The 24959-nt window shown below is 72.5% G+C and carries 23 protein-coding genes and 3 pseudogenes; 17 read left to right on the top strand and 9 right to left on the bottom strand.

Features of this window, described 5'->3' with window-relative positions:
- Position 1 precedes the first annotated feature (1 nt).
- Positions 2-1054, top strand: a pseudogene (locus V8690_RS35145) (HAMP domain-containing sensor histidine kinase); the annotation flags it as partial.
- Between the two features lie 47 nt (positions 1055-1101).
- Here V8690_RS35145 and V8690_RS35140 read toward each other — a convergent pair.
- Positions 1102-1545 (bottom strand): hypothetical protein, encoded by a 444-nt coding sequence (locus tag V8690_RS35140; protein ID WP_338785562.1) that lies wholly within the window; start codon positions 1543-1545, stop codon positions 1102-1104.
- On the opposite strand from V8690_RS35140, the gene V8690_RS35135 reads away from it, so the two are divergent.
- Positions 1441-1701 carry a hypothetical protein gene (locus V8690_RS35135; RefSeq protein ID WP_338784095.1) on the top strand — a complete coding sequence of 87 codons (261 nt, stop codon included), beginning with the start codon at positions 1441-1443 and terminating at the stop codon, positions 1699-1701. The genes V8690_RS35140 and V8690_RS35135 overlap by 105 nt on opposite strands.
- Positions 1702-2004: 303 nt before the next feature.
- Here the strand turns inward: V8690_RS35135 and V8690_RS35130 are convergent, their stop codons facing one another.
- On the bottom strand, positions 2005-2388 hold the full coding sequence (locus V8690_RS35130) for a BlaI/MecI/CopY family transcriptional regulator (protein ID WP_338784094.1): 384 nt from the start codon (positions 2386-2388) through the stop codon (positions 2005-2007).
- A gap of 182 nt (positions 2389-2570) precedes the next feature.
- Here V8690_RS35130 and V8690_RS35125 point away from each other — a divergent pair, with 182 nt between their 5' ends.
- Positions 2571-4004, top strand: a complete 1434-nt coding sequence (locus V8690_RS35125; protein WP_338785561.1) for a hypothetical protein — start codon at positions 2571-2573, stop codon at positions 4002-4004.
- Positions 4005-4078: 74 nt separating this feature from the next.
- The gene (locus tag V8690_RS35120; RefSeq protein ID WP_338785560.1) at positions 4079-4945 is read left to right on the top strand and encodes a lysylphosphatidylglycerol synthase domain-containing protein; all 867 of its coding nucleotides are present in this window, start codon (positions 4079-4081) and stop codon (positions 4943-4945) included.
- Positions 4946-5011: 66 nt separating this feature from the next.
- On the opposite strand, the pseudogene V8690_RS35115 reads toward V8690_RS35120, so the two are convergent.
- A pseudogene (locus tag V8690_RS35115) lies at positions 5012-6046 on the bottom strand (HAMP domain-containing sensor histidine kinase); the annotation flags it as partial.
- A gap of 347 nt (positions 6047-6393) precedes the next feature.
- Between V8690_RS35115 and V8690_RS35110 the strand changes: the two are divergent.
- The 6 genes from V8690_RS35110 (at position 6394) to V8690_RS35085 (ending at position 12971) form a co-directional block, all read left to right on the top strand.
- On the top strand, positions 6394-7104 hold the full coding sequence (locus V8690_RS35110; protein ID WP_338784092.1) for a hypothetical protein: 711 nt from the start codon (positions 6394-6396) through the stop codon (positions 7102-7104).
- A 5-nt stretch (positions 7105-7109) separates the two neighbouring features.
- Positions 7110-7838 (top strand): ATP-binding cassette domain-containing protein, encoded by a 729-nt coding sequence (locus V8690_RS35105; RefSeq protein WP_338784091.1) that lies wholly within the window; start codon positions 7110-7112, stop codon positions 7836-7838.
- Positions 7835-8521 (top strand): ATP-binding cassette domain-containing protein, encoded by a 687-nt coding sequence (locus tag V8690_RS35100; protein WP_338784090.1) that lies wholly within the window; start codon positions 7835-7837, stop codon positions 8519-8521. Before V8690_RS35105 ends, V8690_RS35100 begins: the two co-directional genes overlap by 4 nt.
- Positions 8518-11241 (top strand): ABC transporter permease, encoded by a 2724-nt coding sequence (locus V8690_RS35095; RefSeq protein WP_338784089.1) that lies wholly within the window; start codon positions 8518-8520, stop codon positions 11239-11241. Before V8690_RS35100 ends, V8690_RS35095 begins: the two co-directional genes overlap by 4 nt.
- Before the next feature lie 38 nt (positions 11242-11279).
- Complete coding sequence (locus V8690_RS35090) at positions 11280-12044, top strand: response regulator transcription factor (RefSeq protein WP_338784088.1); 765 nt, start codon at positions 11280-11282, stop codon at positions 12042-12044.
- Between the two features lie 72 nt (positions 12045-12116).
- Positions 12117-12971 (top strand): hypothetical protein, encoded by an 855-nt coding sequence (locus V8690_RS35085; protein WP_338784087.1) that lies wholly within the window; start codon positions 12117-12119, stop codon positions 12969-12971.
- Between the two features lie 412 nt (positions 12972-13383).
- Here the strand turns inward: V8690_RS35085 and V8690_RS35080 are convergent, their stop codons facing one another.
- From V8690_RS35080 to V8690_RS35070, 3 genes are all read right to left on the bottom strand, one after another.
- A complete protein-coding gene (locus tag V8690_RS35080; RefSeq protein ID WP_338784086.1) occupies positions 13384-13569 on the bottom strand; it encodes a hypothetical protein in 186 nt (61 codons plus the stop codon).
- Between the two features lie 305 nt (positions 13570-13874).
- Positions 13875-14804 carry a M48 family metalloprotease gene (locus tag V8690_RS35075; protein WP_338784085.1) on the bottom strand — a complete coding sequence of 310 codons (930 nt, stop codon included), beginning with the start codon at positions 14802-14804 and terminating at the stop codon, positions 13875-13877.
- The gene (locus tag V8690_RS35070) at positions 14801-15172 is read right to left on the bottom strand and encodes a BlaI/MecI/CopY family transcriptional regulator (protein WP_338784084.1); all 372 of its coding nucleotides are present in this window, start codon (positions 15170-15172) and stop codon (positions 14801-14803) included. The genes V8690_RS35075 and V8690_RS35070 overlap by 4 nt, the downstream gene beginning before the upstream one ends.
- A gap of 114 nt (positions 15173-15286) precedes the next feature.
- On the opposite strand from V8690_RS35070, the gene V8690_RS35065 reads away from it, so the two are divergent.
- The 5 genes and pseudogenes from V8690_RS35065 to V8690_RS35045 all read left to right on the top strand — a co-directional run.
- Positions 15287-15955 (top strand): DedA family protein, encoded by a 669-nt coding sequence (locus tag V8690_RS35065; protein WP_338784083.1) that lies wholly within the window; start codon positions 15287-15289, stop codon positions 15953-15955.
- Entirely contained in the window at positions 15952-16557 is a 606-nt protein-coding gene (locus tag V8690_RS35060) for a phosphatase PAP2 family protein (RefSeq protein ID WP_338784082.1), read from the top strand. Before V8690_RS35065 ends, V8690_RS35060 begins: the two co-directional genes overlap by 4 nt.
- A complete protein-coding gene (locus V8690_RS35055) occupies positions 16554-17285 on the top strand; it encodes a phosphatase PAP2 family protein (protein WP_338784081.1) in 732 nt (243 codons plus the stop codon). Before V8690_RS35060 ends, V8690_RS35055 begins: the two co-directional genes overlap by 4 nt.
- The gene (locus V8690_RS35050) at positions 17239-17901 is read left to right on the top strand and encodes a response regulator transcription factor (protein ID WP_338784080.1); all 663 of its coding nucleotides are present in this window, start codon (positions 17239-17241) and stop codon (positions 17899-17901) included. The genes V8690_RS35055 and V8690_RS35050 overlap by 47 nt, the downstream gene beginning before the upstream one ends.
- Positions 17902-17931: 30 nt before the next feature.
- Positions 17932-19174, top strand: a pseudogene (locus V8690_RS35045) (HAMP domain-containing sensor histidine kinase); the annotation flags it as partial.
- A 654-nt stretch (positions 19175-19828) separates the two neighbouring features.
- Here the strand turns inward: V8690_RS35045 and V8690_RS35040 are convergent.
- The 3 genes from V8690_RS35040 to V8690_RS35030 form a co-directional block, all read right to left on the bottom strand.
- Entirely contained in the window at positions 19829-20452 is a 624-nt protein-coding gene (locus tag V8690_RS35040; RefSeq protein WP_338784079.1) for a DedA family protein, read from the bottom strand.
- Positions 20453-20474: 22 nt separating this feature from the next.
- Entirely contained in the window at positions 20475-21125 is a 651-nt protein-coding gene (locus tag V8690_RS35035; protein WP_338784078.1) for a phosphatase PAP2 family protein, read from the bottom strand.
- A 291-nt stretch (positions 21126-21416) separates the two neighbouring features.
- A complete protein-coding gene (locus V8690_RS35030) occupies positions 21417-21911 on the bottom strand; it encodes a DUF2231 domain-containing protein (RefSeq protein ID WP_338784077.1) in 495 nt (164 codons plus the stop codon).
- A gap of 501 nt (positions 21912-22412) precedes the next feature.
- Here V8690_RS35030 and V8690_RS35025 point away from each other — a divergent pair.
- Positions 22413-23156, top strand: a complete 744-nt coding sequence (locus V8690_RS35025) for a response regulator transcription factor (protein WP_338784076.1) — start codon at positions 22413-22415, stop codon at positions 23154-23156.
- 29 nt (positions 23157-23185) lie between these two features.
- The gene (locus V8690_RS35020; protein ID WP_338785559.1) at positions 23186-24691 is read left to right on the top strand and encodes a HAMP domain-containing sensor histidine kinase; all 1506 of its coding nucleotides are present in this window, start codon (positions 23186-23188) and stop codon (positions 24689-24691) included.
- Positions 24692-24959 lie beyond the last annotated feature (268 nt).

The raw sequence follows: 24959 nt of genomic DNA, 5'->3' as shown, positions 1-24959 counted from the left end.
CATGACCCGAAGGTCTCGCTTCGCCCGGCTGCGCCGCCTGCGCGCCGATCTGTCGCTGCGCAACCGCCTCGTGCTCTCGCACGTCATGGTGCTGCTCGTGGCACTGGGGGCGATCTCGGCGAGCAAGGAACTGATGGAGGGCCCGGGCCGCCATCGCATCGACCCCGACGTGGCCGTCCAGTCCGGCCTGTGGGTCGGCGTGTTCGCGGCCGTCCTGGCCGCCGTCGCCGTGTCCCGGTTCCTGCTGCGCCCGCTCGACACCGTACGGGCCGCCACCCACCGGCTCGCCAACGGGCACTACGACGACGTCCTCGACGTGCCGGGCGAGCCTGGACTGGCCGCACTGGTGCGGGACGTGAACTCGCTGGCGGCGACCCTCGCCGACACCGAACGCCGCCGGGCCCGCCTGGTCTCCGAGATCGCCCACGAGATGCGCACCCCGATCACCATCCTGCGCGGCCAGATCGAGGGCATGGTCGACGGCATCTTCGTCCCCGACGACGCGATGTTCGCCTCGCTCGCCGACGACCTGGACCGGCTGCGGCGCCTGGCCGACGACCTGTCCAGTCTCTCCCGCCTGGAGGAGGGCGCCTTCACCCTCCACCGGAAACCGACGGACGTGGCCATCCTGGCGCGGGCCACCGCGGAGCGGCTGCGCCCGCAGTATGACGACCAGAATGTGGCCCTCACGGTCGACACGGACAAGACGGTGAGGGCCGACTGCGATCCCGACCGGATCACCCAGGTCCTGGTGAATTTGCTCGGCAACGCGCTGACGGCCTGCGACAAGGACGGGCACGTGTCGGTGTCGGTGCGCGATGACACGGTGCGCGCCTGCGCCGTCGTCCGCGTCACCGATGACGGCATCGGCATCGCCACGAACGACGTGAACCGCATCTTCGCCCGCTTCGAGCGCATCGAACACCCCGGGCGTCCCGCTCCGGCCGGCGGCAGCGGCATCGGCCTGACCATCGCCCGGGGCATCGCCCGCGCCCACGGAGGCGACATCACCGCCGAGTCGCCGGGACCGGGCAAGGGAGCGACGTTCACCCTGCTCATACCGCACGACGCTGAACAAGGCGCTCGATCGAGCCGATCACGTCAGGGCCTGCCCCAGCAGGTGGCGAAGGTCACCGGTGGCGCCGGCAGCGCCGAACGCCGAGAACACCCCGAGAGCGAGGACGGACGCGGCGATGGGGCGATGGGGCGGAGGCGGGGCGGACTGGAGGGCCGTGATGCGGCGCAGGACGGCGCGATCGGAGAAGTTCCGCAGGCGGGCCGATAGGCCGCGACTGCGGCACGAGCCAAGGCGCGCGCAGTGGTGTCGCGATCGTCGACCGCCTCGGCGGCGTACTCGTCGGCCCAGCGCTCCACCAGGTAGGTGACCGTCGTTCGCACCGGCATGAGCAAAGGGTTGGCCACGGCAGCGAGGGTGACGGCGTGGACGAGCAGGGCGTGGCGGTGGGCGAGGTGGGCGCGTTCGTGGGCGAGCAACACCCGGCGCTCGGCGGGTTGCAGCGCCGCGAGCATCGCGGAGGTGACCAGGATCCGGCCCGGCGTGCCCGGGATGGTGAACGCCCGCGGAGTCGCAGAAGCCGTGACGAGGAGTTCGACGTCGGCCGGATGGCCCTCGCACAGGCGGCGCAGGGCCGGCGGGTGGTGCGTCGGTGCGGATCGTACGGCGGAGGCGCCAGGCGATGACCACGAGGGCGGCCACAGCGGCCATGGCGATGGCTTCCGGGACTGGTTCGGGCAGGCGCCAGCCGTCTGCGTGGGCGTCGGCGACGACCGGTGGGGCGTGGTCGGCGAGGGTGGCGGCCGGCAGGATCAGGGCCCAGGTGGTGGCGGCCGCCGTGAGGACCCCCGCCGCGGTCAGCACGCGGGCCGCCGACGCGGGCGCCACGCGCCTGCCGGCCCGCCCGCTGGCGGCGGACAGCAGCAGCGACAACAGGAGCGGTAGGTAGACGTCGATCCGCATGGGGCCTCCCTCTCACCGGGCGCTCGTCATGAACCGCTGCCGCCGAGGATGTCCCGTAGGGCGGCCTCCTCCGCTGGGCTGAGGCCGGTGACGAACCGCTGGAGGACGGCGATCGGATCGGGGCCCCGGCCGAGAACCTCGTGCATGGCCTCGGCGGTCATCTCCGCGGCACCCTTCGCCGGACGGTACGCCCCGCGTCGGCCATCCGCGTCACGGACGACGAGCCCCTTGTCGTGTAGGCGTCTGAGGATGGTGTGCACCGTGTTGTACGCGAGGTCGTCTCCGAGCTCGGCCTGGATCTCCGCCGGGGTCAGAGCGCGGTCCGCTGCCCAGAGGGCCGCGAGGACCTCGCTCTCCAGCTGGCCCGGGCTGCGCCGCTCAGCCCTGCCGCGGGGCGTTATGGCTGTCATGTGCGCCACCTCATGACTCACGCTTCTTCCTTACCTCCCTCGACCCTACAGCTTGTAAGGTTACGCGGACCCTACGAGCTGTAGGGCTGGAGGGACGGACGATGACAAAGACCTCCGAGGCCGTACTCACCCGCACCACACGGCACGGGCCATTCCCGGCCGTGGCCCGCCCTCATCGGCGCATGAGCGGCGAGAGCTGGTGGCTCGCGGCCGTCGCGGGCGCGTTCACGCTGGCCCAACTCACCCTCGTTCGGCCTGGGATGGGCCTCGGCTGGGACGAGACGGTGTACGTCAGCCAGGTCAGCGCACACGCGCCGGCGGCGTTCTTCAGCGCACCGCGCGCCCGCGGCATCTCCCTGCTGGCCGCCCCGATCACCTCCTGGTCGTCGTCCACCCCGTTGCTGCGGGTCTACCTGGCGGTTCTGTCCGGCCTCGGCCTGTACTGGGCGCTGCGGAGCTGGTGGGGCCTGTTCCCGGCACGGGTGCTCGCGGGCGGTGGAGCCCTGTTCGCGTCGCTGTGGATCACGCTGTTCTACGCCCCGCAAGTGATGCCCAACTACTGGGTGGCCGTCGGTGCCCTCGCGAGCGTGGGCTTCTTCCTGCGCGCTCAGGCCGACCCCACCCGGAACGGTCCGGTCTGGAGCGTGGCCGCGAGTACGGCGCTGATGGCGTGGATGCGACCCACAGACGCGGTCTGGGCCACCCTCCCCCTGCTCACGCTGCTGGTCTGTGTCCGTCGCCGACGGCACCTGCGGCTGTTGCTCGCGCTGATCGGTGGACTGGCGGCCGGGGCCGCCGAGTGGATCGCCGAGGCGTACGTCGGCTTCGGCGGTCTGGGTGCGCGGCTGGCCGCGGGCTCCCGCATCCAGGGCGACCTGGGCTGGCACATCGCCGTCGGCGACCAGCTGCGCAGCCTGGGCGGACGCGCCCTGTGCCGCCCGTGCACCGGGGCGATGCCGAACCCCGCGGTGACGGCCTGGTGGTTCGTCCTGCCGCTGCTCGCAGCCCTCGCGCTGGTGGTCGCGGTGCGGGCCCGGCGCACGGCGACCACTCTCCTGCCACTGGCCTGCGCCGTGACGGCGGCCGTCCCCTATCTCTTCCTGATCGGCTACGCCGCGCCCCGCTTCCTGCTCCCCGCGTACGCGCTGCTGGCCATCCCCGTCGCGGACGCCCTCGCCCACCTGATGACCGCACCGAGCAGGCGGTGGCGTCCGGTGGTCGTCGGCCTCACGGCCGTCGGGCTGGCCGGCCATCTGGCCGTGCAGTGCGCGGTGTTGGAGGCCACCGTCTCCCGCAACACGGCCGCCCGCCAGGACTGGGTTCGCGACGTCGCAGACCTGCACCGTCTCGGGGTACGGCCACCCTGCCTGCTCACCGGGTACGACGACGTCCCGATCGCCTTCTACGCCGGCTGCGCGTCGGCCGACACCGGCGGACACAACGCCAACACCACCGCACAAGCCCTCATCCGGACCGCGCGCCGGATGCCGGTCGCCGTCCTCACGACCGGCACCGCCCCTCCGCCGTCCTACGCCCGCACCTGGTCCCGCCACCGGCTGAAGACCGGGGACGCGTACGTCGCTCCTGCAGCCGTACGGAAAGGGCAGGGCTCGTGACTCCGCCCGTCATCCCGCCTGTGGCTGTCGACAGACGTATCCCGTGGCACACGGCGGCGGCGCTCGTCGCCGCCGTGTGCGCCGCCGGTCTCGCCGTGTGCCACTGGCCCGTCCTCGATGCCGGTGCGGACCGGCTGGCCGTCGCCGACCGGGGGTGGCTGCTGATGGCGGGTGTGCTGGCCACCCTGACGTGGGCGTCCTCGGCTCTCGCCCAGCAGGGCGCGGTCCGCGAGGTGCTGCCCGCCGGGCGTCTGGTGACCGCGCAGTTCGCGGCGTCCGCCGCCAATCACCTCCTGCCGGCCGGGCTGGGCGCCGGCGCGGTCAACCTGCGGTTCCTGATGCGCTGCGGGCTGCCACCCGCCCGCGCGGCCACCGCGCTCGCGGTCAAGAGCACCGCCGGCGCCGCCGCACGGGCGGTGCTGGTCGCCGTGTTCGCCGTGCTGTGCCCCGGCGTCCTGCGGCTGCCGTCGGTGGGCGCGGGGAAGCTGCTGGCTGCGGGCGCGCTGGTGGCGGCGGTGCTCGCAGCGGCCGTGGTCGTGACTGGGACGAGACTGCGGCGCTGGCTGGCCGACGCCGTGGCCGATGTACGCGCCGTCCACGCAAGCCCGCCGCGAGCCGCAGCCCTGTGGGGCGGCTCTCTCATCTTCGCCGCACTGCACACCGGAGTCGTGATCGCCGTCGTACGGGCCCTGGACGTGCCTCTTTCAGCGGGGGCGGTAGCCCTGGCGTATCTCGCCGCGAGCAGTGCTGCCGTACTGCTGCCGACTCCAGGCGGCCTCGGTTCCCTGGACGCCGCGCTCGCCTGGGCGCTGACCGCCGCCGGAGCCCCGGGGAGTGCGGGTGTCTCGGCGGTGCTCGGCTACCGGCTGCTGACCGTCTGGATCCCACTGGTCCCAGGACTGCTGGTGCTGGCCGTGATGGTGCGCAGGAAGGCGTTGTGAGCGCGGTCGGGACCGGCGCGTAGGCGACGGGTCAGTTGTTCGTCTCCGGCGGCCAGGGGGAAGCAGCAGGGTGAAGGTCGTGGGGTCGGTGCCCGCCAGGACCAGCCGGCCGCCCGCCGCCTCGGCCAGCTCTGCGGCGAGCGCGAGTCCGATGCCTGCCCCGGGGCCCGTGGTGTGACCGCGGTCGAAGAGCATCGAGGGGTGGGTACGCAGGACTCCCTCGTCGCGCACGTCGAGGGCGACGGTCTCACCGAGGGACCGGGCCGTCACCTCGGCTGTTCCCCGGCCGTGCCCGCGGGCGTTGTCGAGGAGCACGTCGAGGATCTGCCCGACGCTCCGGACGGGTACGGGCATCTCACGAATTCCGGGCTCGGCGGCGACGGTGAGCCTGCGGCCCGTGTCTGCGAAGAGACCGTGCCAGCGTTGCTCGGCGGAGTCGAGGGCCTCGCCGAGGAGTTGGGCGGCGGCGGGCTCGGGCATCAGGGACCGCTCGGGACCGGCCAGGCGCAGGACCTCGTCGATGGTGTGGTGCAGGTGCTGGGTGCTCTCCAGCGCCTCCTCCAGGGCTGTTCGCGGATTCGTGCGGGGATCGGCCAGGGCGGCCTCGATGCCCAGTTGGAGGCCGGCCAGCGGGGTGCGCAGCTGGTGGGAGGCGTTCGCGGTGAAGTTCCGCTCCCGCTGCAGGAGGTGGGCCAGTCGTTCGACCATCGCGTTGTGGGTGCGGGCGACCTGGTCGACCTCGGCGACGGCGGAGGGCGCGGCCCGGGCCGTCAGGTCCCCCTCGGTGACCGCCCGGGACTGGCGGGAGAGGGCTTCCAGCGGAGCCGTCAGGACGCGGGCCTGGCGGCGGGCGACCAGGACGGCGACGGCGAGCGCGCCCAGCGCCGCCCCCAGGAAGGCGAGCCACGCGAGCAGGACGCGCCGCCACACGCCCCACGCCGGGGACGAGGCACGGACGACGCCGATGACCTGCTCGTTCTGGGAGACGGGGACCGCGACGACGAGGTCCCCGCCTGCGCGTCCGCGGACGATCGTTCCCGTGGTCGCGCGGCGGGTGTCCGGGTCCGCCCGGGCCGGCCCCTCGCCCGCGCGCAACCGCATCCGCGTGTCGTACACGCCCAGACGCACATCCCCGCCCGCCGCCGGCAGCTCCACGGGATCGCCGGAGGCGAACTCCGGGCCCACCCGGACGGCGGCGGTCAGCGCGTCGCGTTCCAGTTCGTCGCGCTCGTCGGCGAAGAAGTACGCCCGTATGGCCGCCGCCAGCGGCACGGCCAGCACGACGAGGGCGACCAGGACGGCCACCAGGGCGACACGGAGCACACGCTTTCTCATGCCCTCATCATCGGGACACTTCCGGGTCCGGACGGACCTGCGGCGCGGGGTTTTGCCGTCGTCTAACCCTCGGCGGTCAGGGCGTTAACCACCCGCTGCCTAGCGTCACAGACGTGACCGTCCGCCTGCGGGCACCCGGCCCGGGTGCCGGCTTCGGGCGCCCGTCTCTCCAGAAGGGCAGCATGACCATGAACCGCACACACTTGGCCCTCCCCCTCGCCGGCATCGTCCTGGCGTCGGTGGCGCTCACCGCATGCAGTGGGCCAGGAGGCTCCGGCAGCTCCGGTGCATCCGGCGCCCCGTCCAAGAGCAGTCATACGGCACAGGCGTCGCCCGCCGCGCCCGCGACCGAGTCCAACCCGCCGGGCGACATCCCCGACAACCAGGCGTACGTCGCCTTCACTCCGCCCGGCGGCGGCTTCTCCGTGAAGGTGCCGGAAGGCTGGGCCCGCACCAGCAAGGGCACCGTCATCTCCTTCACCGACAAGCTGAACCGTGTCGAACTCGCGCCCGTACCGACCACGTCCGCCCCCACCATCGGATCGGTCACCGCCAAGACGGCTCCCCAACTGCGGCGCACTGTGCCGCACTTCGCGATGGGCAAGATCTCCGTCGTCTCCCGGCACGCCGGCAAGGCCGTCCTGCTGACCTACCAGGGTGACTCGGCGACCGACCCGGTGACGGGCAAGGTGGTGCGTGACGCCTTCGAGAGGTACGCGTTCTACCGCCAGGGCCACGAGGTGGACGTGACCCTGTCCGGGCCGGTGCACGCCGACAACGTGGACCCGTGGCGCATCGTCACCGACTCCTTCACCTGGCGGTGACCGCCATGGACAGCACGGTCGCGGGCGGCGTCCCCGCCCCTGCACGCGCCCCGCGGACCGACGACCTGGAGGTCGTCCTCGACGCGCACGAGCTGTACCGGTTCTACCGGGCCGGTGAGGAGGAGACACTCGCCCTGCGCGGGGTCTCACTGCGGGTGCGGCGCGGCGAGACCGTCGCCGTCACCGGCCCTTCCGGCTCCGGCAAGTCCACGCTGCTGGCCTGCCTGGCAGGGCTCGACGAGCCCTCGGGCGGTGATGTCCATGTCGGCGGAGTCCGGATCAGCCACCGCCCGGAGGCCGAGCGGGCCCGGCTGCGGGCGAGGCGCATCGGCGTCCTGCTCCAGTCCGGCAACCTCCTCCCCCACCTCAGCGTCCGCGACAACGTCCGGCTGGCCCGGGCCGCGGCGGCCGGTGACGGCCGCCGCGAGGACCTCTCCGTCCTGCTCGACCAGGTCGGTCTCGCCCACCGCGCCCACGCCCTGCCACAGGAGCTTTCGGGTGGCGAACTCGCCCGCGCGGGCCTGACCGTCGCACTCGCCAACGACCCCGAGGTGCTGCTGGCCGACGAGCCGACCGGGGAACTCGACGGCGCCACCGAGCAGCGCGTCCTGGAGCTGCTGCGCAAGCGAGCCGAGGCCGGGCGCGGGGTGCTGGTCGTGACGCACAGCGTGGAAGCCGTACGGATCGCCGACCGGGTGATCGCCCTGCGCGACGGAAGGATCGAAGCGCCATGAACGGGTCCCTGCAACAAGGCGCGGACAGCGCCGTGCTCGTCGAGTGCCGGGACGCGGCCCGGACCTACGGCCGGGGTGATACAGCGGTGGTGGCGGTGCACGGCGCCACCTTGCGCGTGGAGACCGGCGACCGGATCGCGATCACGGGTCCCTCGGGGTCGGGCAAGTCGACCCTGCTGCATCTGCTGGCCGGGCTCGAACTCCCCACCAGCGGCGAGGTGTCCTGGCCCGTCCCGGCCGGGCCTCGCGAGATCGGCCTGGTCTTCCAGGGGCCGAGCCTGATCCCTGCCCTGAACGTCGTGGAGAACACCGCGCTGCCGCTCGTACTCGCAGGCGTTCCCGAGGAGCGCGTCCGCCTCACCGCGCTCGCCGCGCTGGCCACCGTGGGCGCCGCCGACCTGGCCGACCGGCTGCCGGAGGAACTTTCCGGCGGGCAGAGCCAGCGCGTGGCCGTCGCCCGGGTCGTGGCGCTCGCCCCCCGGCTGATCCTGGCCGACGAACCCACCGGGCAGCTCGACCGGGCCACGGGACAGCGTGTCCTGGACGTCCTGGTGACGGCGGCCGACGAGACCGGTGCGGCCCTCGTCGTCACCACCCACGATCCGACCGTCGCCGAACGCCTGCCCGTCCGTCGGGCCATGCACGACGGACGCCTGCTCGACCCGGCCGAGGAGAGGTCATGACCGTCCACCAGTCCCGCCCCGTCACCGCACGACTCGCCACGGCCACCGCGTGGTCCGGCATGCTCGCCTTCTGGACCCGTGGACTCGTCCGCCGCCGTACGGGCCGGCTGCTCGCCACCGTCGCCGGCATCGCGCTGGCCGTCTCCCTGGTGGCCGCGCTCGGCTCCTTCCTCACCGCCTCGAAGTCGACGATGACGCAGCGGGCGGTGCGCTCGGTGGCCGTGGACTGGCAGGTGGAGGTACAGCCGGGCGCCGACACCCAGTCGGTCCTGCACACGGTGCGGACCACGCCCGGCGTGGGGGCCGCCGTCCCGGTCGGCTTCGCCCGCAGCAACGGCTTCAGGGCCAGCTCCGGCGGCAGCACGCAGACCACCGGCCCGGGCGTGGTGCTCGGGCTGCCCAGCGGCTACCAGCAGCTGTTCCCGCACACGATCCGTCATCTGACCGGCGCCTCCTCCGGGGTGCTGCTGGCTCAGCAGACCGCCGCCAACCTCCATGTGGCGCCCGGCGACACGGTCACCATCGCGCTGCCCGGCGCCCCCAGAGCCGGCGTCCGGGTGGCAGGGGTGATCGACCTGCCGCAGGCCGACTCGCTGTTCCAGAAGGTCGGTGCTCCGCCGCAGTCGCAGCCCACGGCCCCGCCGGACAACGTCATCCTGCTGCCCGCCGGACTCTTCACGACGCTGACCTCACCGGTCGCCGCGGCCGACCCGTCCGCCGTCACCACACAGATCCACGTGGTCCGCGACGCCCGGCTGCCCGCCGACCCGGCCGCCGCGTTCACCGCCGTCACCCGCACGGCGCACCACCTGGAGGCGGCCACCTCGGGTGGCGCGCTCGTCGGCGACAACCTCGGCGCCTCGCTCGACGCGGCCCGGCAGGACGCCCTGTACGCGCAGATCCTCTTCCTGTTCCTGGGAGTTCCGGGTGCGGTGCTCGCCGCCGCGCTGACCGCCGCCGTGGCCGGAGCGGGTGCCGAGCGGCGGCGGCGCGAACAGGCCGTGTTGCGCACCCGCGGGCTGCGGGGCCGGCAGATCGCGGCCCTGGCCGGAATCGAGGCGGGCCTCACCGGGCTCACCGGCGGCCTGCTCGGCATCGGCCTCGCGGCTCTCGTGGGCCGACTGGCCTTCGGGACGGCCTCGTTCGGGGCGAGCGCGACCTCGGCCACCGTGTGGTCCGCCGCCGCCCTCGCGCTCGGCCTCGCCGTCGCGGCGCTGGCGGTCCTCGCGCCCGCGCTGCGGGACCTGCGGGCCGTCACCGTCGCCCGGGCACGCCGGCACATGGACCGCCGTGCCCGCTCACCGTGGTGGATGCGCTGCGGCCTGGACTTCCTGCTCCTGGCCGCCTCGCTGCTCGTCTTCCGCGCCTCCAGCGGCAACCAGTACGCGCTCGTCCTCGCCCCCGAAGGCGTACCCAGCATCTCCGTGTCCTACTGGGCCTTCCTCGGCCCCGGCCTGCTGTGGGCCGGCAGCGCGCTGCTGCTGTGGCGCCTGGCCACGCTCGCCCTCGCGCACGGACGGCGCGGACTGGCCCTGCTGTCCCGGCCGCTCACCGGCCCCCTGTCCGGCATGACCGCGGCCACCATGACCCGCCGCCGGCGCCCCCTGGCCCGCTCCGTCGTGCTGCTCGCACTGGCCCTGTCCTTCGCGCTGTCCACGGCCACCTTCAACGCCACCTACAAGCAGCAGGCCGAGGTCGACGCCCGCCTCACCAACGGCGCCGACGTGACGGTCACCGAACCGCCCGGCACACGGACCGGCCCCAGTGCCGCCAACTCCCTTGCCGTGTCCGGGGTACGGCACGTCGAGCCGCTCCAGCACCGGTTCGCCTACGTCGGCTCCGACCTGCAGGACCTGTACGGCGTACGGCCCTCGACCATCGCCGCCGCCACCTCCCTCCAGGACGCCTACTTCGCCGGCGGCACCGCGAAACAGCTCATGGCGACCCTCGCCCACCGGCCCGACGCCCTGCTGGTCAGCGCCGAGACCGTCAACGACTTCCAGCTCTCCCCCGGCGACACCGTACGGCTGCGAGTGCAGGACAACCGCACCAAGGCGCTGCGCACCGTGCCCTTCCACTACGCGGGCATCGTCAAGGAGTTCCCCACCGCCCCCAAGGACAGCTTCTTCGTCGCCAACGCCTCCTACATCGCCAAGGCCACCGGCAGCGACGCCATCGGTGCCTTCCTGGTGGACACCGGCGGCACCCACCAGAAGGACGTGGCCGCCCGTCTGCGCCACCGCCTGGGCACCGCGGCGACCGTCACCGACCTCACCCAGGCCCGTTCCACGGTCGGCTCCAGCCTCACCTCCGTGGACCTGTCCGGTCTCACCCGTATCGAGCTCGGCTACGCCATCGTGCTGGCCGCCGGAGCCGGCGGCATCGTCCTCGCGCTCGGGCTCGCCGAGCGGCGCCGCACCTTCGCCATCGCCACCGTCCTGGGCGCCACCCGCAGGCAGTTGCGCGGCCTGGTGTTCAGCGAGGCGGCCGTGCTCACAGCCGCCGGCCTGGCCGGCGGCGCGCTCAGCGGCTGGGCACTGTCCGCAATGCTGGTCAAGGTGCTGACCGGCGTCTTCGACCCGCCACCCGCGACGGTCGCCGTGCCGTGGGCGTATGTGACGGCCACCGTGCTGGTGGCACTGACAGCGGTGGCGGCGGCCGCCCTCAACGGCGTACGCCGCTCGCAGCGTCCGGCCGTGGAGGAGCTGCGCGAGCTGTGACGCCGCTTGGCGCCGACGGGCCGTCTACGCTTCCGACCATGCGTACTCCCGTTCCACCGCCGGACCGCGCGGACCGCCACCGGGCGCCCGGGCGTGACCGCGACCGGGTCCGCGTGCTCGTCGTCGAGGACGACGACGCCATCGGTCGTCACCTGGAGACCGGACTGACCAGCGGCGGCTACGCGTCGGCCTGGTCCAGAACGGGGGCCGGCGCACTGGCCGAGGCCGAGCGGACGGCGTACGACGTCGTCCTGCTCGACCTCGGCCTGCCCGACGCCGACGGCCTCGACCTCGCCCGCCGGCTGCGCGCCCGCTTCCCCGAGCTGCTGATCATCATCCTCACCGCGCGCGGCGAGGAGATCGACGTGATCTCCGGTCTCGACGCGGGCGCCGACGACTACCTGGTCAAACCCTTCAGCCTCACCGTCCTGCTGGCCCGCCTGCGCGCCCATCTGCGCCGCCGCCCACCCGCCTCGCCCCAGGAGGACCCCCTCCGGCTCGGCGACCTGACCGTCGACACCGCCGCCCGCCGCTGCCTCCTGCGCGACCGTGAACTGACCCTGCGCCCCAAGGAGTTCGAACTCCTCGCGGTGCTGGCCCGGCACGCGGACAGCGCGGTGAGCCGCGAGACCCTGATGGCCCAGGTATGGGACGAGAACTGGTTCGGGCCCACCAAGACCCTGGACGTCACCATGGCCGCCCTGCGCCGCCGCCTCGCCGAGGCCGAAGCCGCCGCGCCGGCGCCTGTACACGTCCCCCGGATCATCACCCTGCGCGGCCACGGATACCGGCTGGAGAGGTGAGCGGCACCACCTCCCGGGTACCGCAAGAGGCAGTCAGGATGTGTTCAGGTTCCCGGTGACACGGTCACCAGCATGGCATCCGAGACATCTGAGACTTCCGAGCTCCCGCTGGTCCACGGCCCCGCCGCTGCCGCACCCGGCCACCGCCGTCATTCGCGCCCTCGCTGGAACAAGGTGCCCGAGATCACCGTGTACTTCTGGGTGATCAAGGTGCTGTGCACCACGGTCGGCGAGACCGCGGCCGACCTGCTCAACGAGAAGGCCGGCCTCGGCCTGACCGGCGTGTCACTGCTGATGAGCGTGCTGCTGGCGGCCGTACTGGTCGTCCAGTTCCGCACCAGCGCCTACCGCGCGGGCGTGTACTGGCTCGCCGTCGCTCTGATCAGCGTCGTCGGCACCCTCATCAGCGACAACCTCACCGACAACATGGGCGTGCCGCTGGAGGCCAGCACCACGGTGTTCGCGATGGTCCTGGCGGTCGTGTTCGCCGCCTGGTACCGCAGCGAGCACACCCTGTCCATCCACAGCGTCGACACCACGCGCCGGGAGTCCTACTACTGGCTCGCGGTGCTGTTCACCTTCGCCCTGGGCACCGCGGCCGGCGACCTGGTCTCCGAGCGCATGAACCTCGGGTACTGGCTCTCCGCCGTCCTGTTCGCGCTGGCGATCGGCGCGGTCGCCGTCGCGCACTTCGCGCTCGGCCTCGACGCGGTGTGGAGCTTCTGGATCGCGTACATCCTCACCCGCCCGCTGGGCGCCTCGGTCGGCGACTACCTCTCCCAGCCCACCGGCGACGGCGGCCTGGGCCTGGGCACCGTGGTGACCAGCGCGTTGTTCCTCACGGTCATCCTCGGCCTGGTGGTCTACCTGGCGGTCACCCGCAGGGACGTCATCGAGACGGAGCCGCGGCACTCGCGAGCAGCGTGACCGCACGCCCGCCTGCGGGCAGCACGGTCCTCCCGCGGGCGGCGTGACCACGAACCGTGCGCCGGGCGCACGTCCGGCGTCGTACAACACCTCACTCCCCGGCGGAGCGGGCCGGGCGTCGCCCCAGCGGCAGCCCAGGCCCGCTCCGCCGTGTCCGTCGTCAGGGTCGGCACGGCGGCCGGGCGGGAAGAGTCGTCCGCCAAGCGCGGAACGGCACCCCGGGCCGTCATCGGTGACGGCGACGCGTACGCCGCCGGGTGCCGGGCGAGCACGGACGGTGACGTTCGTCCGGGCGTGCCGGAGAGGGTGCGGGCGTCCAGTGGGGTGACGCTGCGTTCGAGGAAGGCGCCTTGGATTGCGGCCTCCGGTGCCCGTCCGCGCCGGACAGCGGCGGTGACGGCGGAGGTGACGGTCAGGGGCACCGGCGTCCAGTCGTTCGGCGAGGCGACTCGGCGTCGACAGGATCTCGCCCCATGCCGGGGGTGGCGGCGTCGGCGATGACCGCGTGCGCCGCCCGGGTCTCGGCGGCCGAGTGCGGGCGGGCACGCCAGCAGTCCAGCCCGGCGACGATCCGGCCGAGGGGGGTGCGGCAGCTCATGCGCCGGCTCCCCGGTCAGCTGCCGCTCGTGCCGGGGCGCCGCGCGGGCGCGGTCCCAGGAGCGCGTCCGCCGAGGCGCCCAGGCGGGGCGGTTCGGCGGGGCGGTCGTGCTGTCGCAGCGTTCCTCGCAGGCGACGACGCTCCACTGGGTGCCTGGCCAGTCATGACCCGGACGGGTCACAGCGCGCGTCCCACCGCCATCCGGGGCAGGACATACGTGCAGGCGAGCATGACCGTGTCCAGAGCGAGTGGCTCCAGGAGGGAGTCCGGTGCGGAACGGACGCTCAGCTGCGGGGCCGGGCCGGTCAGTGGCTCTCCTCTCCCTGAGCAACCTCGACCTGGTGATGGAAGGCGAGCACGCCGGTTGCCCCGGCGGCGACCGACAGGACCGCGCAGGCGGCGAGGAGAAGTGCCGTACAGCGCGTGGCGCGCGAACGTCCCTCGGTGGGCGTGAGGAGGGCGGCGACTCGTTGGGGGACGGGACCGGTCGTCGCCGCGGGCGCGAAGTCCGGGCGGGTGGACCGGGAGGCTTGGCCGGCGAGGGCGGCCCGGGCGATGGCTGTGGCGATCAGACGGCGGTCGCCGAGGGTGACGGCCGCGGCCTCGTCGGCTGCCCGCTCGGCGGCGAGCCGGATGGTGGCGCCGGTGGAGCGCAGTGCGGGATGGCAGTGGGCGGCGAGTTCGGCGGCGGCCAGGAAGTAGTGGTGGCCGGCCCGGTTGTGGGCGCGCTCGTGGGCGAAGAGGGCCTCGCGCTCTGCGGGTCCCAGGCTGCGCAGCATCGCGCTGGTGACGACGATGCGGTGGGGACGTCCTGGCAGGGCATACGCGTCGGGGTGGGGCGAGTCGATGACGCACAGGTCGCCGGCGGCGGGGCGGCGGTCGGCCTGCGTACGGGCGGTACGGAAGGCGCGGGCCTGCCGGAGGGCCGAGCGGGCGAGGGTCCAGGCACTGACGGTGAGCACTCCGATGGCCGCCGCGGCCGCGGGCAGAACGAGGAAGTCCGACGGCGTGCGCAACGGGCGGACCAGTTCGCCGAGGGCGGCGAAGGCGGGGAGCTTGAGCATCCCGATCAGGACCAGGGCGCCGAGAGCAGCCACGCAGGCGCCCGCCAGTGCCACAGCAGAGACCGTGAGGACCCACAGCGCGGTGACCGGAGTCAGGCGATCGAGGGTACGGCGGGCCAGCGCCGGCACGAGGAACGGCAGGACGAGCGGTACCAGCAGCAGAGCGGTCACCGCTCGTCACTCTCCAGAAGCTGGCGCAGAAGCTGCTCGTCGTCGGGGCTGAGCTGGGCGACGAACCGCGCCAGGACCGTCTCACGGTCGGTGTCCCGGTCGAGTTCGCCGTGCATGCGCCGGGCAGTCAGGCCGGGGGCGTCCTGCACAGGGAAGTAGGCGTAGCCGCGCCCCTGCCGTTCACGGCCGACGACGCCCTTCTCGTGCAGACGGGTCAGGATCGTCGTCACCGTCGTCCGGGCCAGTCCGGAGCCGAGTTCGGTCTGGACCCGGCCCGCGGTGAGCGGGGCTCCGGCGGCCCACAGGGCGGCCATGACGGCGGCTTCGAGCTCGCCCGCCGGCCGCCTCTCGTCCTTCGCGTCGGTCATGGAACGTTCCTCACCCCACTATCGTCTACAGTTCAGTAGACCGTCTACAGCATTGTAGTCGCTTGTCGGGTGCCGGTCCGCGCATCCGACGATCCGGATGAGGGGTTATCGGAGATGACCACACCCATGCACCTATCGTCGCAGCTCGCTGTCAATGTGCTGGACGCCCGGTCGCTGCTGTCCGCTTTCGGCGTGCTGGGCGTGGGGGTGGTGCTGTTCGCCGAGACGGGCCTGCTGATCGGTTTCTTCCTCCCGGGCGACTCGCTGCTGTTCACGGCCGGCCTGCTGTGCACCGGCACCGCCGACCGCGGCCTGAAGCTGTCGCTCGCCCCGCTGCTGGTCGCCGCCGCGGCGGGGGCCCTGGCGGGCTCGCAGTGCGGATATCTCCTCGGCCGGAAGGCGGGCGGCGCCCTGCTCGCCCGCAGTCGGTCGGCCCGTCTGCACGAGGGAGCGAGACGGGCGGAGGAACTGCTGGAGCGCTACGGGCATGCGAAGGCGATCGTGCTGGCCCGGTTCGTTCCGGTGGTGCGCACGGTGCTCAACCCAATGGCTGGTGCACTGCGGGTTCCGGTGCGGACGTTCACCGTCTGGCAGGTGACGGGCGGGCTGGTGTGGAGCCTGGGGCTCACGCTGGCGGGATATGCGCTGGGCTCCTCCGTACCGAACGTGGACCGGTATCTGCTGCCGATGATCGCGGCGATCGTCGCCCTGTCGCTGGTTCCGCTCGCTTCCGAGGCGTACCGCTCGCGCCGGGACGCGAAGGCGAAGGAGGCACGCGCATGATCCTCGCCTTCGACGGCTCGTCGATCGACGGCCCCGCGTACACCGACGTGGTGAACCTTGCCCGGCACTCCCCCGCGTGGCTGGACGACACGGTGTCGGCCTGGTCGGCATACGGACTGGCCGTGTTCGCCGTGCTCATGATCATCGGCTGGTGGCCTGCCCGGCGGATGAGCACCACGGCCTCGGTGACGGCCCTCGCCGCGCCGTTCGTCGTGGTCGTGGCCTACGGAGTGAACACGGGACTGAAGCTGCTGGTGCGCGAGGACCGGCCGTGCCAGAGCCTGCACGTGACCACGCTGGAGGTGTGTCCCGCGCCCGGCGACTGGTCCTTCCCCAGCAACCACGCGGCCATCGCCGCCGCGGCGGCCGTCGCGCTGCTGTTCGTCTCCCGCCGGCTCGGCGCGGTCGCCGTGGTGGCCGCCTGCGCGATGGCCGCCTCCCGGGTCTGGGTCGGCGCGCACTACCCCCACGACGTGGTGGCCGGGCTCGCGGTGGGCGCCCTGGTCGCGCTGCTCGCGATGGCCGCGCTGCGGCGGAATCCGCAGGCCGTCGCCCGACGGATCACGGCCACCCGGTTGCGTCCGCTGCTGGTTGCGTCATGAGACGCGGCGACATGGCCGAGCTGGCCGGAAGCACGGGGCTCGGCGCGTGGACGGCGTTCGGTGTGCTGACCATGGTCGTCGTCGCCGGGGACGGCGTGCCGCTGTTCGGGGACAGTGACCTTCTCTCGTGGTCCGTCGGCCACCGACCGGACGTGGCGGTCGCGTTCGCCCGCGGGCTGACCGCCACCGGGACGGGTGCCGTCCCGTATGTGCTGGCCGTGCTGGCCGGAATCATCGCGGGGCGTACCCCGCGGCAGCGGATGCGGGCCGTCGCGCTCTGTCTGGTCTGCCTCGGGGCGGGCCAGGCGCTGCGGTACGAGGTGATGACGCTCGTCGCCCGGCCCCGGCCGCCGCACGCGGACTGGGCAGCGCACGCCTCCGGGTGGGCGTTCCCCTCCGGTCACTCCACCACCGCGGCCCACACCGCCGGACTCCTCGTCATCGCCGTCCGCGTGCGCGGCCCGCGCGGCAGGACTCCGCTCACCCTGGTCATCGGCGGTTGGGGCGCGCTGGTCGGGCTGACCCGCGGCTACCTCGGAGTGCACTGGTTCACCGATGTCGTCGCCGGCTGGCTGTTCGCCCTCGGCTGGCTGGGGGTGTGCCTGTGCGCCGCCGCCCGGTGGCTGCCCGAGCGGTGGATCCCCGCTGCGACGGACACGGCAAGAGAACCGAGAGAGGACCATGCGCCACAAGATCCTGCTCGTCGAGGACGATCACGCCCTGCGTGACGTGCTGGTGCGCGGACTGCGCGACGAGGACTTCGACACGGTGCCCGCGCCCGACGGTGCCACCGCCCTACGGCTGGCCACCGATGACATCGCCGCCGCCGTGCTCGACGTCGGACTGCCCGACGCCGACGGACGGGACGTGTGCCAGGCCATGCGCGCCAACGGATTCCTCTCCCCCATCATCTTCCTGACCGCCCATCACCGGATCATGGACCGGCTGTCCGGCTTCTCCGCCGGAGGCGACGACTACCTCCCCAAGCCGTTTCACCTCACCGAACTCGCCGCCCGCCTGCGGGCAGCGGTCAAACGGACCGCACCACCGCCCACGGCCACGGCCGGAGATCTGGTACTGGACGCCGTCCGGCACGGGATGAGTATCCGGGGCACCCGGATCGCGCTGACACCCACCGAGTTCCGTCTGCTGGCAGCGCTCATGGCGGCAGCCCGCGGCATCGTGCGCCGCCGCGACCTGGTCCGGGCGGGCTGGCCCGAGGGCGCCCGGGGCAGCGACAACACCCTCGACCAGTACCTGACCCGGCTGCGCCGCAAGCTGCGCGACGCGGGCAGCGACCGCACGATCGGCACGGCCCGAGGGATCGGCCACCACTTGTCATGAGCCGATTCGCGCCACCGGTCACGGCCTGCCATGACCGCTCTCCTGTACCGGCTGACGCCCCGCACGCTGCGCGGCCGGCTGTCCCTGGTGGCCCTCACCACGGCCACGCTGCTGATGGTGATCCTCACCGTCGCCTTCAACGCCGTGGCCCAGCAACGCCTTCAACACCAGGCGGACGACCAGCTACGCACCCGTGCCGCCGCCGTCGCGACGACCGTCGACACGAGCGGCCCGACCGTACGCGTCCTGGAGACCCCCACGACAACCTCCTCGACGCGAACGTGTGGATCTATGCCGGCCGACGCCTGCTGGAAGAGCCACCGGCCGCCGGCCCGTGACCCGCGTCGCTGACGGACTCGCCCGGCGCCTGGGGCGGCGTTGCGTCACGGCCATCGCGCATGGCCACCCCCTACGGCTGTGCTCCCAACCCCTGTCCGGCGTATCCTGAAACGCCAGCGAAGCCACAGTGCTTTCCGCGCTGGACCTCTCCCCCTACCGAAGTTCGGCCGACACCCTGCTCCTGGGATCGCTCGCCCTGGACGCCGTCATGCTCGCCTGCACCTACGCCCTGACCCGGCTGGCCGTGGGCCGCGCACTGCGCCCCGTGCGCACGATCACCGACCAGGCCACCCAGTGGAGCGCCGTCGCCTCCGAAGAACGCTTCAGCGGCATACGGCGCCCGGCCGAACTCGCCCGCCTCGGTACGTCACTGGACGCGCTACTGGACCGCATCCGCACGGTCCTGCGCCACGAGCGGCAGCTCACCGGGGAACTCTCGTACGAGCTCAGTTACGCCACTGAGCCGGATCATCGCCGAACTCGGCTGGTGGCACACCCGCCCCCGCACGGCCGACCAGACCCGGGCCACCCACAAGGTCATCGCGGAAGCCGCCGAGTCCATGCGCAGCATCTGTGACACCCTCCTAAACGATGCCCGCAATGGCGCACTCACCGCTGCGGGCACCGCCGAGGTCCTGCCCGCGTTGCGCCACCTCATCGAAGTCCTGGACCCGCCAGGCCACTTGACGGTCACAACCGAAGGCCAAGGTTTGGTGAACGGAGTCCCACCCGCCCTCCTCGAACACATCGTCAGCCCGCTCCTCACCAACGCCTGCCGCTACGCCAACTCGAGCGTCACCGTCCGCGCCTATCGCGCAGCCGACGGCGTACGCGTCGATGTCCTCGACGATGGGCAGGCGTACCGCCCCGGTTCGCCGGACAGCTCTTCGAGCCCGGTCAACGGGCGGACCCGGGCGACGGACACAGCGGAGCTGCGGCCAGGTGCGGCCGGGCCTTGCAGCGAACCCTTCGGGGCGCCGTCGACTCACCTGTGGTCCACCTGCCCAGGGGTAAGACCCAATAGGGCACACTGCCCCCACTGCGCATCCCGGCCTCCAAATGCACCGACCGGCCCGAACCGACCTTCGCCCGGCGCCCGGCGCCCGGCGCGATGTTCGCTCGGGGGCCGTGTCAGAGAACGGTGGTCCGGGATTCTTGAATGACCCAGGTTTTTGAAGGGCTTTAAAGATTCCGGGCGGGTGTGCGGACCTTCGCCTCATGATCTTCAGAAAACGATCGCTTCTCCAGCAGAAAAGACAGGTCGGGAGTTTTGCGTTCACGTCAAAACGCACACGGTCCTTTGGTTGCTCTTTTTCGGGCGCGTAGCGCCCCGAACAATGAGAACGTCACCCACCGTTGGCGCATCTCTACAGGTCAAAGGCACTTGGCTCGGCCCTGGCTCGTCACATCCAGCACTGAATTCGACCCTGGCTCCGACCCGGAGGCCGACAACGTTTCGCCCCTGAAAACCGCGCGTGACCTGCCTGAATGTGGCCGACAGCACACCGAAACGCCAACGGTCTGGTGGGTCGTCACCGTTTCGGTACCGCTTCTGCGGGCTATGGACGGGCGGCAAGGCGGCCATTCGTCAACGGCTGCCCTTGTTACGGGGAAGGCGGCGGGCGAGGAATGCGCCGACGAGCACGACTGCGGCGGCGAGCAGGTACAGCTCGTAGCGCTGGATGGCAGGGTAAAGGGTGTTCAGGTGCTGTCCGGCGAGGTCGCCGAGGCTGACCCAGGCGCCGACCCACAGGGCGGCGCCGAGGGCATTGAAGGCGAGGAAGCGGCGCCAGGGCATCTCGGCCAGCCCGGCGATGATGCCGTTGGCTTGGCGGAGGCCCTCGATGAACCGGGCGACGGTGACGATCTTGCCGCCGTGGCGGGCGAAGAACGCCTCGGCCTTGGCGAGGCGTTCTTCGGTGAGCAGCACGTAGCGGCCCCAACGGGTGATGAGCCGGTGGCCGCCGCAGCGGCCGACGGTGTAGCCGACGTTGTCGCCGAGAACTGCTGCGAGGAAGGCGATGGCGGCGACCACAACGATGTTGAGCCGTCCCGCGCCGGCGTAGACGGCGGCGGCGAGCATCACGGTCTCGCCGGGAACGGGCAGACCGAAGTCCTCGACGAACACCAGGGCGGCGACGGCCAGGTAGCCGAAGCGGTCGAGGACGGGGGCGAGGTCGGCCAGTACGCCCGGCAGCGAGGGCGGTGCCATCGCGGTGCCTCCTGTGCCGGATTCAGCGGGCGGCGTGAGCGCCTACAGGCGCGGCGGTCAGCACTGGTTGCAGCAGCCCGGTGCGCAGCCGCTCGACGAGCGGGACGGCGACGCGGCCCAGGATGCGGCTGGCCAGGAAGGCGACGGGCATGGCCAGCAGGGCGGCGCCGAGAACGTCGTGGGGGTAGTGGTCGCCGAGGTAGACGCGGGTGAAGCCCTCCAGGAGGGCGAAGGCGGCGGCGATCACCGCGAGGCGCCTCTGAAGCAGCCACAGTGCGGCGACGGTCGCCGCGGCCACGGTGGTGTGGCCGCTGGGGAAGGCGTAGTCGGTTCGGGCGGGGCAGGCGCTGACGAAGTAGTCGTGCGGCAGCGAGTAGCACGGCCGTACCTCGGCGACGACCTTCTTGACCACCTCGGCGACGGTGAAGGAGACCATGACGGCGACGGGGGCGGCCAGAGCGAGGGTCATGGTGGCGGTGTCGCGGCGGCGGGCTTTCCACCAGCCGACCAGCATCAGCACCACGAACACGCCGAGCCCGGCATTGGTCCACAGACTGAGCGGAGTGTTCAGCCACTTCGTGTCGCGGGCGAGGTCGGTGACGGCGGTGAACAGCGAGCCGTCGATGCCGGAGCCATCGAAGGCGAGCTGGACGGCGGGATGGAGCATCATCATGCGGTATCTCCCGAGATCGAAGGAGCAGCAGGCCCGGGCCGGCAGTCGACCGGGTAGCGCCTACGCGTGCGCGGGTTGGGGCCGTGCCGCGATGCCGGTGGTGCGCCACACCTGGAGGGCATGGCAGCGGGCCTTCCGCCGCCAGCACTCCTTGCAACGGAGGCGTCTTCCCAGGCCAGACGCGGGCGCACAGCTGGGACGGCCGGCATCACCCAACGCTTCTGCCAGTGCGAAGGACGCGCCGACGTCAACTACGGAGACCGGACAGTTTGAGTGCGACGACGGACAGCATCAACGGGTGCCGGTCTTGGAGAAGGCGTCGTGCCAGGCGGCCTTCGCGCCGGAGTCGCCGATGCGGTAGACATCGACGACGGCGCCGGCGGCCACCACGACGGACAGCACGGCCGCCGCGACCCTCACGACCGCGCCGCTGCGGGCCCGGTCCGTGGAGTCCTGCGGCGCGGGCGTCCGGCGGGTCGTCCACCACACAGTCGTCGCCAGCAGGAACAGGCCCGCGGCCCACGGCAGCAGCCCGTCCCCGAGTTCGGCATGCTTGCGCACCAGCGGATCGCTGTCGACGTGCCGCTCCAGCCACTCGCCGGCCTGCGTGGTCAGGGGCACAGTCACCAGGGTCACGAACGCGAGCACCGGCAGAATCAGACCCAGCCGCCGTGCGGCCCAGGGCCACAGCGCGCTGACGACGAGCACCAGGGCGCTGAGCGGGATGAGGACGACGACGAAGTGGACGAACAGCACGTGCGCGGGCAAGCCGTTGACGAGGCTCATCGGGGTGCTCCTCCAGGAGGCGGCCATGGGGGTGGACGGCACGGTTCCGGGCCGTGTCCGCCGATCGACGCGTCAGCCTGGCACAGCTATTTCTCAGGTTCTTCTGAGGGCAAGTGGCGACGTATAGTCACAATCTCTGCGAGGCGGCCTATTTCACCGTCAGCAACTGCCGCGCCAGCCACGTCTGCACCCGCCCACAGTGGTACAGCCAGCCCGCGTCGACTGTGGTGCGGACATGACATGGCAGCCGCGGTCTACAGGGCAGGGCAGCGGCGATGGCGTCGGGTTCAGCCTGCGGGGCCCCAAGTGCTGCCGGGGGGCAGGCCCGCGTAAGAGGACGAGGTCACCCGGCAGGGTCTCGAACAATCGCGGTCCCGCATGCTCTGAGTTCGTTCTGGAGACGACGGACGGGTCCGCGTCTGTTTTCTTTCGAAGTTCAGAAGGAACTCAGAGGTGCCCGTCCGCCCGGGACCGCCGATGAGGCGCGATGCTGGACGCATCATGGGCACCACACCGAACCGCACCTCTCTCCCTCCGCTGCGCAGGCCCGACGGCGGCGCCGTCCGCGTCCTGGTGGTGGACGACGAACCCGACCTCACGGAGGTTCTGGGCGCGGCGCTGCGCTCCGAGGGCTGGGAGGTCCGCATCGCCGACGACGGCGCCACCGCGCTGGAGGCGGCCGACAGCTTCCGCCCCGACGCCGTCGTCCTGGACTGGATGCTGCCCGATATCGACGGCCTTCAGGTGCTGCACGCACTGCGCCGCCGGCTGCCGCAGGTGTGCGTGCTCTTCCTGACCGCGCGTGACGCTGTCGAGGACCGGATCGCGGGGATCACCGCCGGTGGCGACGACTACGTCACCAAGCCCTTCAGCTTGGAGGAGGTGCTGGCCCGGCTGCGGGGGCTCATGCGCCGGGCGGGCATGTCGCACGAGGCGGACGCGCCGCGGCTCGTCGTGGGGGACCTGGTGATGGACGAGGAAGCCCGGGAAGTCACCCGGGCGGGCCGGGTCGTGGAGTTGTCCCGCACCGAGTTCGAACTGCTGCGGTTCTTGATGCGCAACCCGCGCCGGGTGCTGTCGAAGAATCAGATCCTCGACCGCGTGTGGTCCTACGACTTCGGGGGCCGGGCCCACGTGGTCGAGCTCTACATCAGCTACCTGCGCAAGAAGATCGACGCCGGGCGGGCGCCACTGATCCACACAGTGCGCGGTGTGGGCTACGTCCTCAAGCAGGACCGGTCGTGACGGAGCGCCGGCCATGCCCACCGGCGGCACTGGGCCGTCGGCTCGCCGCCCGGCGCGCACGCCGGCCGGTGTCCTTGCGCCTGCGGCTGACCGCAGGGCTCGTGGTGCTGCTGGCAGTGGCCTGCGCGGTCGTCGGCCTCGGGACCGTCGTCGCCCTGGAGACCTTCCTCGTCGGACGCGTCGACCAGCAACTCGCCGCCACCGGCGGCCGGTTCGCGGCCAGCCTCGAGCACGAAAGGCGCCCCGACGCCGACAACGTCCCCGACACCCGCGGCCAGGCCGAGGGGACATTCGGCGCCCGCCTGCTTGCCGGCCGCACAACCCAGGCCGCCGTGGTCAAGGACGACACCGACGCCGCCGTTCACCTGACCCCGGCCGACCGGCACGCCCTGGCCACGCTGCCGCCAGACGGCAAGGGCCGCAGCGTCCACCTGTCCGCGCTGGCCGGTCGCTACCGCCTGGCCGCCGTCCGGGGCGACGACGGCGACATCCTGGTCACCGGACTCCCGCTGCGCCCCGTCGAGGACACCGTGCACCGACTGGAGATCGTGGAGGCCGCCGTCTTCGGCGCGGCCCTGGCGGCCACCGCCGCCGCGGGCGCCGCCTGGGTGCGCCTGTCCCTCCGGCCCCTGGAGCGGGTGGCCAAAACGGCGACCGAGGTTACGCGCCTTCCCCTGGCCACCGGGGAGGTCGCCATGCCCGCCCCCGTCCCGCACAGCGACACGCACACCGAGGTCGGCCAGGTCGCCACAGCCCTCAACCGCATGCTCGGCCACATCGGCGACGCCCTCGCCCGACGCCACGCCAGCGAGGAACGCCTCCGTCACTTCGCCGCCGACGCCAGCCACGAACTGCGCACCCCCATCGCCACCGTCCGCGCCCACACCGACCTCGCCCTGCGCCACCCCGGCCCCCTGCCCCAGCAGGTACGGCACTCCCTGGAACGCATCGCCGCCACGTCACAGCGGATGAGTGGCCTGGTCGACGACCTGCTCCTCCTCGCGCGCCTGGACGCGGGCCGCCCCCTGGCCCGCGAACCCGTAGACCTCACCCGCCTGACCCTCGACGCACTGGACGACGCCCGCGCCCTGTCCACCGACCACCACTGGCTGCTGGACCTGCCCGAGGAACCCGTCGTCGTCCAGGGCGACGAGCACCGCCTTCACCAGGTCCTGGCCAACCTGCTCGCCAACGCACGCACCCACACCCCGCCCGGCACACGAGTGACGCTGTCCCTCACCACCGACCCCGACCACGCCGAACTCGCCGTCGCCGACGACGGCCCGGGCATTCCCGAAGCCCTCCAGGCGGAGATCTTCCACCGCTTCACCCGGGCCGACCCCGGTCGCTCACGCAGGACCGGCGGCACGGGCCTGGGCCTCGCCATCGCCGAAGCCGTCATCACCGCACACCACGGCACGATCACCGTCACCAGCAGCCCCGCCAGCACCACGTTCCTTCTGCGGCTACCGCTCACAACGACACCCGACGAGCACCCGACCCTCCCCAAGGACGCGGACCCCCACTCCGCGTAACGCCTCCCGGCAGCCGCCACCACTGGCCTCCACAGGCGCCCCTTCGCGGCCCCGAGCGTCCGGGGCGGACTCAGCGGTCCGAGAGTGTTGTCCCCCTACCAGTGGGGCACTGGCGAGAGCTCCGACAGCACCCTCGCCGGGAGCGGCAAAAGGTTCTGAGTTCTCTCTGAATGAGCGAGCGAGGGGAAGCGCTCAGAGGCTTTCCAGAAGTTCCGCTGGAAAGGTCGCCGACGCACACGCACCACACGACGCATCACCACGTCGACGC

The sequence above is a fragment of the Streptomyces sp. DG1A-41 genome (assembly GCF_037055355.1).
Taxonomy (GTDB): domain Bacteria; phylum Actinomycetota; class Actinomycetes; order Streptomycetales; family Streptomycetaceae; genus Streptomyces.
The sequence above is the reverse complement of the archived record's forward strand: the minus strand, read 5'-3'. Positions and strand labels throughout refer to the sequence as shown.